Origin of the sequence: Flavobacterium limi (assembly GCF_010645075.1) — a bacterium.
Classification (GTDB): Bacteria; Bacteroidota; Bacteroidia; order Flavobacteriales; family Flavobacteriaceae; genus Flavobacterium; species Flavobacterium limi.
Genome location: NZ_JAADZV010000010.1, coordinates 168837 through 179793 on the forward strand (window position 1 = coordinate 168837; position 10957 = coordinate 179793).

Below are 10957 nucleotides of genomic sequence, written 5' to 3' on the forward strand. Positions count from 1 at the left end.
ACCGTTTTATATAACTCATTTGTTTTTATCTGAATGTATTTGTTTTTTTTATCTTCAAAAAATATATATTTGTACATATACGTTAATAGATGGGAAATATTTTTACGGAAAATGATATTGAGATTTTGATTTCTACAATGAATCAGACAAGTCTTGATTTTTTATTTCCAATATTTCCGTCAAAGCACTTTTCGAACTATAATATTCTCATCATTAATCAATCTGAAACTACTACTTTAGCGTCAGAATTTCCTTCGGTTAGAATTATCAATAGTGAAGGCGTAGGTTTATCCAAAAGCCGGAATTTAGCAATAAAAAATGCTATTGGAAAAATCTGCGTTATTGCTGATGATGATATAGTGTATCAAGAAGAATTTCTGATGCGAATATGTAATGCTCATAATAAATTTCCGGATGCAGCTGTAATAAATTTTTGCGCTGTTAATGCAGGAGGAAAACTAATGAAAAAATATCCTCTGAGAGCTAAAAGCAATTTGAGTATTTTTAATATATTAAATACGATTTCAGTCGAAATGACATTTAATAATAAAGTTTTAGAAGCCTCAAATGTTAGTTTTGATGAAAACTTTGGATTAGGAGGAGTTTTTGAGATGGGTGAAGAAGCTGCATTTTTGACTGACTTAAGAAAAAAAAACAAGCAGCTTGTTTTTGAACCATCAGTAATAGTCTTGCATGCTGAATTGACTTCTTCAAATAAAAAAAACTGGGTTGAAAGTTATTATATTAGTGGAGCATTATTTACGAGAATTTTTAAGAACAATTATATTTTCTGGTTACTCATTAAATTGTTTTTTGATTTGAAACAGAATAAAATTGGATTAAAGAACATTAAAACTGTTATTAGTAGCGCCAATCGCGGACACAAGGATTATCAAAGAATAAAAAATAAATGAATATTCAAATTATAGCTATTCCTAAAATCGAAGAACGCCGCGGAAATCTTTCCGTAATAGAAGGCGATACAGTACCTTTTGAAATTAAAAGGGTTTATTATCTATATGATGTGCCAAGCGGAGCTGAACGCGGAGGTCATGCACATAAAAACCTGCAGCAGTTTTTGGTAGCTTTAAGCGGCTGTTTTGATGTAGTTTTAAATGATGGTAAAGAAGAACAAATTATTACCTTAAACAAACCTTATGAAGGTTTATTGATTAAATCCGGGATCTGGAGAGAACTTCAGAATTTTTCTTCTGGTTCTGTATGCTTAGTAGTAGCCTCAGAAGTTTATATTGAAGAAGATTATATCAGGGATTTTGAAGAGTTTAAGGCTTTTAAAATTAGTTAGCGATAAACACTAAACGCAATCCCTTTTCTGTACAAGCTTTTTTTAATTTTTAACAGAGGAACCTGGATCCATCTGGGTAAATGGAAAATGATCCAGTTTTTTAGTGTGATGTTTTTTTTGGAAATAGCATTGTAATATTCATATGCTGCTTTTGTATTACCACTAATTTTAAATTTTAACGCGTAATCCATCCGATTAACATCTAAAAAGGCTTTTAATGTTGGATGTGTCGCTTCTTCTTTTTGAAATACAGAAAAATCAATCAGTTTCTTTTTACTGATATTTTTCTTTGAAAGACTGCGATTATCCATAGCATTATATTCAACGGTAACATTTCCGGTAATGGCAGCAGGAAAAAGAATAGCGATTCGAATCCATAAGTCCAGATCCTGACCACTTGAAATAGAAGTGTTAAAAAAACCTGTTTTATCAAAAACTCTTTTCGGTACTACTACGGCCGAGGTTAACGCAATCCGGCTTACAAGACTCGAATAAAAAAAATCAGGTATAATTCCGGAAAATTTTTCAGAAAGATTCAAAAAAGAATTTTTAACAAACCTTTTTTCTGAAACCTTAGAGATGTATCTGGAAGCATAAAGTCCTGCGTTAGGGCAATCCTGAATCAATTTTTGCAGTGTTTCCAGATGATTGGGAAACCAATAGTCATCAGCATCAAGAAAAGCTATAAAATTTCCTTTGGATTTTTTAATACCAAGGTTTCTTGCTGCAGAAGCACCCTGGTTTTTTTGACTGTAAATCTGAATTCTTTCATCATTAAGGGTTTGTACTATCGCTTCACTTTCGTCAGTAGATTCATCGTTAATGATTATAATTTCATAGTCAGTAAAAGTTTGGCTGAAAACACTTTTTAAAGTATTTTCAATATAACTTTCTTTGTTGTAAAGAGGTATAATTATAGAAAAATAGGGTGTCATCTTGATTGTAATTTACAAAAATAGCCCAATTTATATAAATCAAACAAAAGCAATGAAGGGTTTTGTGAAAGCAAATTATTTATGATTTTGTTTTCAAATGTATTGAAAAATAATACTATAACCGGAGTGAGTTTTAGTTTGTTTAGTGCTGAATAGACTGATAGAATTTTGTTTCCTGAAAAAACTGTTTCTTTTGAATTAATAAAAGCTAAATTTTCTAAAGCAATTTTGGTTTTGTTCAAAAATAATAAAGAACTCTCTAAATTTAAATGAAAAGCCGGGTTTTCGATATGCGTTACTAAAATGTTATTGACTTCTAATTTCATCAGAAAAGATAAGTCCTCATAGCCATATTTTTTTAAAGTGGAGTCAAAAGGATGTTTTAAGAGCAATTCTTTTTTTAGTAATAAATTAGACGTTAACGCCCTTATGTTGGGTTTTCTCTTTCTGTTTTCTAAAGAAATTGATTCTCGGTTATGGCCATAAACCCATCGTAAAAGCTGATCCTTTTCTGGTTTTTTTGTTTTGTAAAGTATTCCTCCAAAAATAATAGGTTTGTTGTTTTTTTGAATATTTAAGAAATAATTCTCAATGAAATTTGATTCTTTAGGGAACATGTCAGAATCTAAAAACAGCAACCAGGAAAATTTAGCTTTGGATGCGAGATGATTTCTGTTTTCTGCTCTTCCCAAATTTTTTTTATTAGAAAAAAAAGAACAATATTTTAAAGCATTTATATTTTTATTTTCTGCTAAAAAATCATTGGAGCAATCATCCTGACATAAGATTTCAAACTTTATATTGCAATTCAGACACTGCTTTTGGAGTTCCAAAACCAGTGGAAAAGCATTATAGTTATAAGTTGGAATAAGGATGGAAAGCATCTAAAACCGATTTTTTAAATATATTTGTAAAGGAAATGTTTTTATTTAAAACAGCCATAAAATATTGTCAAATTTGATTTCAAATTCTGAAAAAGAAAAATGAATTTAAGAAATATCTATTACTCTCTTTCACCAAAATCAAGATTCCTTGTTCGAAAATTATACTATTATCCGATAGATATTCTGGATAGTATTCAGGGAAAGAAAAATAAGTATGTTCCCAATAAAGGAGACATCTTTATCGGTTCAGGAGATTTTTTAGCTCAGGGAAACCATCATCTTGAAATTTTAAAAAAATATGCAGACCTAAAAGAAAATCATTCAGTACTGGATATAGGCTGCGGAATAGGGCGTGCTGCTGTTGCATTAACTCAATATTTATCAGAGGAAGGAAAATATGAAGGATTTGACGTAGTTGAAAAAGGAATCTTATGGTGCAAAAAACATATTTCTGCAGACTTTTCTAATTTTAATTTTCAATACATTCCGCTGAATAATGACCTCTACCATTTTACAGAGAAGAGGGCTGAGGATTTTGTGTTTCCATATGAGAATCATTCTTTTGACGCCATTTTCTTATTTTCAGTTTTTACACATATGCAGCCTTTAGAGGTGCAAAATTATTTTAATGAAATTCAAAGGGTTTTAAAGCCGGGCGGAAAATGCCTTGGGACTTTCTTTTTATATGATGGCAAAAATGAAGAAACGATTTCAAAGAAACAAAACAAAATCAATTTTCCTTATGAAAGAGAAAATTTCAGGTTAATGAATGAAAAAGTGCCTTCTGCTAATATTGCTTTTGATGAAAAGTATATTGACAAAATGATGAAAATTGCGGATCTGAAACTGGAAAATAAAATATACGGAAACTGGTCAAAAAGAACCTGTGAAGGACTGTTTGATTTTCAGGATATTTTAGTGTTTAAAAAAGATTAGTGAAGTTACACACTTCTTTGTACAACCTCAAAAATTCTCTCATCTTCGCATTTTAATGTTTTAGATGGGAATTTCATCAGCAATGCATAATCATGAGTGGCCATGATAATGGTTTTTCCGTTGGCGTTGATTTTTTTCAATACTTCTAAAACTTCAGAACTCGTTTGTGGATCAAGGTTTCCGGTTGGTTCATCAGCAAGGATGAATTCAGGATCGTTTAATAAAGCTCTTGCAATGGCAACACGCTGCTGCTCTCCACCCGAAAGTTGGTGAGGCATTTTGTTCAGAAAATCTTTCATGCCAACTTTATCCAAAACTTCATCAATTTTATGCTGCATGGCTTCTTTCTCTACCCAGCCGGTTGCTTTAAGTACAAACAGCATATTGTCTTTTACAGTTCTGTCCGGAAGTAATTTAAAATCCTGAAATACAATTCCGATTTTACGTCTCAAATATGGGATCTGACTTTCTTTCAGGTTGGCCAAATCAAATTCAACAATATGTCCTTCGCCCTCAGAAAGAGGTAAATCACCATACAAAGTTTTCATGAAACTACTTTTTCCGGAACCTGTTTTTCCAATTATATAGATAAATTCTCCATGCTCAACTTCTAAATTGATATGCGATAAAATTTTTCTTCCTTCCTGAAATATAGTGACATCTTTAAGGGATAGTACGGTTTCTGACATAATAAAATTGATTTGAATGTAAAAGTAATAAGTTAACGGTTGGATTCAAAATAAATTTTAATCATTTGAACAGAAAAAATATTCATGGACAATGTGTAGAAAGATTTACTTTATAGTTAAACTATCTTATTCTAAACGAATCGGTTTGGTGAAATTATAATCGGTATTTTGAGGCTTGTAAAGCTGAAAAAAGTAAAAACTTAAAATTTTTGTTCATAATAAAAGCTTAAAGCGTTTCGTTATAAACGGTATAAAATGATACATTTGAATATTAAATATAATTAAAATGCGTAAAATTTCCTGGTTCTTTTTAATACCATTCGTCCTTTTTTCGGCTATGGTTTCGGCACAAAAATCAGCTATATATACCTACGAATTAAAGGATTTTGATAAAGCACTGGCTTTATATAATGACAAACAATATGCCTCGGCCCAGCATATTTTTGAATCTGTGAAAAATCAGGCCACTACAGAAGAAGTTAAATCAGATTGTGCCTATTATATCGCCAATTGCGCGATTAGAACGAATCAGGCAAATGCTGATGAATTAATGGAAAGATTTGTTGAAGATTATCCAACAAGTACCAAACAAAATCAGGCTTATATTGAGGTTGCGCATTATTTCTTCGAGCAGGGAGATTATTCAAAAGCACTGCAATGGTTTGACAGGGTTGATGAAAGTTACATGAGCAAATCTGATCTGGATAAATTTAATTTCCAAAAAGGATACAGTTATTTCAATGCCAAAAAGAAAAAAGAAGCAACAACCTATTTTAATAAAGTGGTGAATTCGCCTGAATTTGGTTCGCAAGCCAAATATTATTTAGGTTTTATGGCTTATGAAGGTGATGATTACAAGGAAGCGACCAAATATTTTGACGAGGTTTCCGGCGAAGAAAAATACAAGGAAAAGCTTTCCTATTTTCAGGCAGATATGAATTTTAAACTGGGTAATTTTCAAAAAGCTATCGAGCTGGGACAAGCAGCAATGGCGAAGTCGAATGCACTTGAAAAGTCTGAATTGAATAAAATTATTGGCGAAAGCTATTTCAATTTAAAACAATACGGTAAAGCAATTCCATACCTGGAGCAATACGCAGGAAGAAAAGGAAAATGGAATAATACCGATTTCTACCAGTTAGGCTACGCTTATTACGAACAAAAAGACTACGAAAAAGCGATTTCGCAATTCAATAAAATTATTGAGGGTAAGGATTTTGTAGCGCAGAATGCCTATTACCATTTAGGTTTGGCTTATCTGAACACAGGCAAAAAACAAGAAGCTTTAAATGCTTTTAAAAATGCTTCCGAGATGGATTTTAACGCACAAATTCAGGAAGATGCAGCTTTGAATTATGCTAAGTTAAGCTATGATATCGGGAATCAATACCAGACTGTTCCGGGAATTTTACTTGATTTCTTAAAAAAATATCCTAATAATTCAAGCCGTACAGAAGTAGAAAAATTATTGGTTGACTCTTATATTTCGACTAAAAATTACAAAGAAGCTTTGGTTTTATTAGAAAAAAACAGAACTCCGGAAAATAAATTAGCGTACCAAAAAGTGCTTTTTTACAGAGGTTTAGAATTATACAATGAGTCTAATTATGCTGAAGCTTTAAAAATGTTCAATGGTGCTGTAAAAGAACAAAAGAACCCTGAATTTACTGCCCGTGCTACTTTCTGGAAAGCAGAGTCTGAGTACGTAACGGATGATTTTAGAAATGCATTATTGAGCTATAAGCAATTCGCAGGTTTGGCTGCTGCAAAAACAACTGACGAATATAAAAACATCAATTATAATATTGGATACACGTATTTTAAACTGAAAGAGTATGATCAGGCGGGGAATTCATTTCAGGCTCAGATTGATAATGCTCCGGCAGATAAAGTGCGTCTGAATGATTCGTATTTACGTTTGGGAGATTGCCGATTTGTAACTTCTAAATATGCCCAGGCAATGGAAGCCTATGGAAAAGCAATCAGCGCAAAAGGTGTTGATGCTGATTATGCACAGTTTCAAAGAGCGATTTCTTATGGATTTATGTCCAGAAACGATAAGAAAATTGATGAGCTGAATAATTTCCTTCAGATGTATAAGAAATCAGAATATCGTGATGATGTTTTATTTGAATTGGCCAATACGTATGTAGCTGATAAAAAGAACGATCAGGCTATTAAAACGTATGATCAGCTGATTTCAGAATATAAAAACGGGTCGTTTACTTCAAAATCAATTTTAAGACAAGGTTTGATTTATTACAATTCAGATCGCGACGAACAGGCTTTGACAAAATTCAAAAAAGTTGCTGCTGAGTTTCCAAAAACTCCAGAGGCTTTGGAAGCAGTTTCTACAGCAAGATTAATCTATGTTGATTCCGGAAAAGTAGATGAATATGCAACATGGGTAAGAACATTGGATTTTGTTTCGGTTACGGATGCAGAATTAGATAATGATACTTATGATGCTGCTTTCAAGCAATACAGTCAAAATAATAGTAAACAGGCAATTCCGGGATTTACGGGTTATGTGAGTAAATTTCCATCCGGATTGCATTCATTAGAAGCCAATTTTTATCTGGCACAGTTGCTTTATGCAGAAGGTTCAGAAGCAAACTCAGTGGCAAATTATCAGTATGTAATTGGACAGCCAAGAAACGAATTTACGGAACAGTCACTAAATAAACTGGCTCAGATTTTTCTGAAAGCAAAAGATTGTGATAAAGCAATTCCGGTTTTAGTTCGTTTAAGTGAGGAGTCTGATTCTGCTCAGAATCAAAACTTTGCTCAGGCCAATTTGATGAAATGTTATTATGATAAAAAAGATTATAATAATTCGGTTGTGTACGCTGATAAAGTTTTACAAAATGCAAAAGCTGATGCTAATGTTAAAGCAGATGCACAAATTATCGTGGCAAGGGCAGCAATGCAAAGCGGAGATGAGGATAAAGCAAAAGGTGCGTATGCGAAATTATCAACAACATCAAAAGGAGAATTAGCAGCAGAAGCTTTGTATTATGATGCGTATTTTAAAACGAAAGAAGGCAAATTTGATGCTTCGAACGTATCAGTTCAGAAATTAGCTAAAAACTATTCTGCATACAAATATTACGGAGCGAAAAGCTTGGTTTTAATGGCGAAAAACTTTTACGGATTAAAAGACAGCTATCAGGCAACTTATATTTTAGATAACGTAATAAACAATTTTACAGATTATCCGGATGTGGTTGAAGAAGCAAAAAGAGAATTAGGCGCAATAAAATTGGAAGAGTCTAAAACAAATTCATCAATTAATAAGTAGTAAGTTAAATGTTAGATGTGAGAAGTAAAATGAGTAAATAAACATTTTATAAATCACATTTTACTTCTCACAAATCACATTTCACAAATTATGAGTTTACCTTTTTATATAGTTGATGTTTTTACAGATAAAAAATATGCCGGAAATCAATTGGCTGTTTTTTTAGATGCAGAAAATTTGAGTTCGGAAGAAATGCAAAAGATTGCCCGCGAAATTAATTTTGCAGAAAGCACTTTTGTTACCAAATTAGATAAAGAAAACAATAAGGCGGAAATTAAAATATTTACGCCATCTCAGGAAATGATGTTTGCAGGACATCCGGTAATTGGGACTTCATGGGTTTTAATGAATAAAATCTTTGATAACTCGCCTGACGAGATTAAGCTGAATGTTCCAATCGGCCCAATTGCAATTCATTATAAAGAAGATTTGATTTGGCTGAAAGCTGCACAGCCTAAATTTTGGGATATTTTTTCGAAGGAGGATTTTACATTATTCAGTAATCTTAAAAACAGCGACTTTGAGAATCAATTTCCAATTCAGGAAGTGACAACAGGAAGCGCCTTTGTTATGGTTGGGTTAAGCAGCAAAAGAGCGTTGGAAAATTTGGTTCTGGATAAAGATAAAACAAATGAATGGCTGAAAAAGCATTGTAAAACCTCACATCAGGGCTTATATTTTTATTATCTGGAAGGTGAAAAATTATTTAGCAGATTGATGTATATAGAACATAATCAATTAATGGAAGATGCAGCTACAGGAAGTGCTAGTACCTGCTTACAGGCTTATCTTTTAAAAAATCATAAACCGGAACTCGAATTAATCAATTTCCAGGGAGATTATATGGGGCGTCCCTCTCAAATTCATTTTAAAGGAAAATTGACCGGAAATGAATTTGATATTAAAATAGGAGGGAAAGTGCAGTTTATTGCTAAAGGAGAATGGGAAGCGTGAGAATTAGAAAATTTAAAAATTAGAAAATTTAGATAATTATAATAGAATTGTAAGAAGTAAGTTGCAATGAAGCATTTTACATTTGACAGAATACATTTTACAAAAAAGTATAAAATATGAAAATTAATTTCCAGAATAAAACCATCATAATAGTATTGCTTTTTGTTTTTCAGCTTTCATTTGCTCAAAAGAAAAATGAAAATATTGGGACAGAAACAGTAAACGTAGTTAAACCGTATTCGCCAACCATATCAGATGCTGATAAAGTAAAAGAAACCCCGTCACTTGACGATTCGGGAAATCAGGCTAAAGAAACTATAAAATACAGTATTTTATCTGTTCCTGTAGCTTCAACTTTTACACCTTCTAAAGGGAAAGCTGCCAATGTAGAAAAATCAAAACAAGAGCGTCTGTTTAATAATTATGCAACTGTTGGATTAGGGAATTACAGCACACTCAATGCTGAGTTATTTGTAAATCAGGATTTGGGAAATAATGATTTTGTATCCGGAATGTTACGTCATCATTCGTCACAAGGCGGAATTAAAGATCTGCTTTTGAATGATGAATTTTATGATACGGCATTAAACGTTGGTTATGGTCAAAACAATAGAGATATGTCTTGGAATGTGGAATTAGGATACCAAAATCAAATTTACAACTGGTACGGACTACCAAAGGATTTTGGATCGTCTTTGATTCCTCAGGATCGTCTTGATTTAATAAATAAAATTAATCCGGGGCACACTTATAATACGATTTCATTAGGAGGAAATTTTGAATTCAATGAAAGTGTTTTTAGTAAAATAGCAACAAAATTCACACACTTTTCGGATAGTTTTTCTTCTTCAGAAAATCGTTTTTACCTAAAACCAACATTTAAAGTGGATGTGATGGATCATGCAGTTAACACGAATGTGATTATTGACCACGTAAGCGGAAGTTTTGAAAATAACTATTTTAAGACTAATACGGATCCTGTAAAATATAGTCTGACCAATTTCGGGATTGAGCCAAGTTTTGTAGTGAATGAAAACGACTGGACTTTAGAATTGGGAGCAGGATTGTATTATGCGCTGGATTCTGAAAATAGTGGAAATAAGTTTTATATCTATCCAAAAATAAATGCTTCATATAAATTAGTTGGGGATTTAATGATTTTCTATACAGGGGTAAAGGGAACTTTAACCCAGAATTCATATGCTGATTTTGTAAATGAAAATCCATTTTTATCGCCAACATTAAACATGACGCCATCAAGCACGCAATATAATGTTTTTGCAGGTTTGAAAGGTAAATTAGCGAATAATGTGAGCTATAATCTGACAGGTTCTTATTTAAACGAAAAAAACAAGGCTCTGTTCAAGAGCAATGATTATACAGAAGAATTTTCAAACGAGAATTATGCTTACGGAAACTCTTTTGGAGTAGTTTATGAAGATATCAGGACATTTCGTTTCTATGCAGAATTAAAAGCGGATTTTTCTGAAAATGTTATTTTTGGAATTAACGGTACATTCAATAGTTATAAAACTGATGAGCCTGTAGAAGCATGGAACTTACCAACAATAAAGTTAGGCTCTAATCTGGATGTTAATATAACAAAACAATGGTATGCAGGTTTAAATGTTTTTTATGTAGGAGAACGTAAGGATATGCAGAATGATTTATTAAGTTCTACCATTAATGGTCCTGTTACCCTAAAAAGCTATTTTGATGCTAATGCGCATTTGGGATACAAATTCAGTGAACGTCTGACCTTTTTCTTAAAACTAAACAATATCGGAAATCAGGCTTACGAAAAATGGCTGAATTACCCTGTTCAGGGATTTCAGGTCTTAGGCGGTGCGAATTACAAATTTGATTTTTAATAAATGACTAGTCCTGAATAATTGATACAGATTATTAGACAAATATATTTAATTAAACACCTGTAAGAACTTTTTTTGCAG

General features: G+C 32.3%; 9 protein-coding genes. 6 read left to right on the plus strand and 3 right to left on the minus strand.

The window, feature by feature from the left end:
- Positions 1 to 89 precede the first annotated feature (89 nt).
- Both GXM16_RS19055 and GXM16_RS19060 read left to right on the plus strand, forming a co-directional pair.
- On the plus strand, positions 90 to 914 hold the full coding sequence (locus GXM16_RS19055; protein ID WP_163396081.1) for a glycosyltransferase family 2 protein: 825 nt from the start codon (positions 90 to 92) through the stop codon (positions 912 to 914).
- On the plus strand, positions 911 to 1306 hold the full coding sequence (locus GXM16_RS19060) for a sugar 3,4-ketoisomerase (protein WP_163396082.1): 396 nt from the start codon (positions 911 to 913) through the stop codon (positions 1304 to 1306). The genes GXM16_RS19055 and GXM16_RS19060 overlap by 4 nt, the downstream gene beginning before the upstream one ends.
- Here GXM16_RS19060 and GXM16_RS19065 read toward each other — a convergent pair.
- Both GXM16_RS19065 and GXM16_RS19070 read right to left on the minus strand, forming a co-directional pair.
- Positions 1303 to 2241, minus strand: a complete 939-nt coding sequence (locus tag GXM16_RS19065; RefSeq protein WP_163396083.1) for a glycosyltransferase family 2 protein — start codon at positions 2239 to 2241, stop codon at positions 1303 to 1305. The genes GXM16_RS19060 and GXM16_RS19065 overlap by 4 nt on opposite strands.
- On the minus strand, positions 2238 to 3125 hold the full coding sequence (locus GXM16_RS19070) for a glycosyltransferase family 2 protein (RefSeq protein WP_163396084.1): 888 nt from the start codon (positions 3123 to 3125) through the stop codon (positions 2238 to 2240). Before GXM16_RS19070 ends, GXM16_RS19065 begins: the two co-directional genes overlap by 4 nt.
- Before the next feature lie 99 nt (positions 3126 to 3224).
- Here GXM16_RS19070 and GXM16_RS19075 point away from each other — a divergent pair, with 99 nt between their 5' ends.
- On the plus strand, positions 3225 to 4061 hold the full coding sequence (locus tag GXM16_RS19075; protein WP_163396085.1) for a class I SAM-dependent methyltransferase: 837 nt from the start codon (positions 3225 to 3227) through the stop codon (positions 4059 to 4061).
- Between the two features lie 5 nt (positions 4062 to 4066).
- Here the strand turns inward: GXM16_RS19075 and GXM16_RS19080 are convergent, their stop codons facing one another.
- Positions 4067 to 4750 (minus strand): cell division ATP-binding protein FtsE, encoded by a 684-nt coding sequence (locus tag GXM16_RS19080; RefSeq protein WP_163396086.1) that lies wholly within the window; start codon positions 4748 to 4750, stop codon positions 4067 to 4069.
- A 286-nt stretch (positions 4751 to 5036) separates the two neighbouring features.
- On the opposite strand from GXM16_RS19080, the gene GXM16_RS19085 reads away from it, so the two are divergent.
- The 3 genes from GXM16_RS19085 (at position 5037) to GXM16_RS19095 (ending at position 10876) form a co-directional block, all read left to right on the plus strand.
- Entirely contained in the window at positions 5037 to 8051 is a 3015-nt protein-coding gene (locus GXM16_RS19085; RefSeq protein WP_163396087.1) for a tetratricopeptide repeat protein, read from the plus strand.
- A 90-nt stretch (positions 8052 to 8141) separates the two neighbouring features.
- The gene (locus tag GXM16_RS19090; RefSeq protein ID WP_163396088.1) at positions 8142 to 9005 is read left to right on the plus strand and encodes a PhzF family phenazine biosynthesis protein; all 864 of its coding nucleotides are present in this window, start codon (positions 8142 to 8144) and stop codon (positions 9003 to 9005) included.
- Between the two features lie 116 nt (positions 9006 to 9121).
- Positions 9122 to 10876 (plus strand): TonB-dependent receptor, encoded by a 1755-nt coding sequence (locus GXM16_RS19095; protein WP_163396089.1) that lies wholly within the window; start codon positions 9122 to 9124, stop codon positions 10874 to 10876.
- Positions 10877 to 10957 lie beyond the last annotated feature (81 nt).

Bases quoted from the DNA above. Each gene is read 5' to 3' on its own strand.
- GXM16_RS19055 (WP_163396081.1), top strand. From the start codon at position 90: ATGGGAAATATTTTTACGGAAAATGATATTGAGATTTTGATTTCTACA.
- GXM16_RS19060 (WP_163396082.1), top strand. From the start codon at position 911: ATGAATATTCAAATTATAGCTATTCCTAAAATCGAAGAACGCCGCGGA.
- GXM16_RS19065 (WP_163396083.1), bottom strand. From the start codon at position 2,241: ATGACACCCTATTTTTCTATAATTATACCTCTTTACAACAAAGAAAGT.
- GXM16_RS19070 (WP_163396084.1), bottom strand. From the start codon at position 3,125: ATGCTTTCCATCCTTATTCCAACTTATAACTATAATGCTTTTCCACTG.
- GXM16_RS19075 (WP_163396085.1), top strand. From the start codon at position 3,225: ATGAATTTAAGAAATATCTATTACTCTCTTTCACCAAAATCAAGATTC.
- GXM16_RS19080 (WP_163396086.1), bottom strand. From the start codon at position 4,750: ATGTCAGAAACCGTACTATCCCTTAAAGATGTCACTATATTTCAGGAA.
- GXM16_RS19085 (WP_163396087.1), top strand. From the start codon at position 5,037: ATGCGTAAAATTTCCTGGTTCTTTTTAATACCATTCGTCCTTTTTTCG.
- GXM16_RS19090 (WP_163396088.1), top strand. From the start codon at position 8,142: ATGAGTTTACCTTTTTATATAGTTGATGTTTTTACAGATAAAAAATAT.
- GXM16_RS19095 (WP_163396089.1), top strand. From the start codon at position 9,122: ATGAAAATTAATTTCCAGAATAAAACCATCATAATAGTATTGCTTTTT.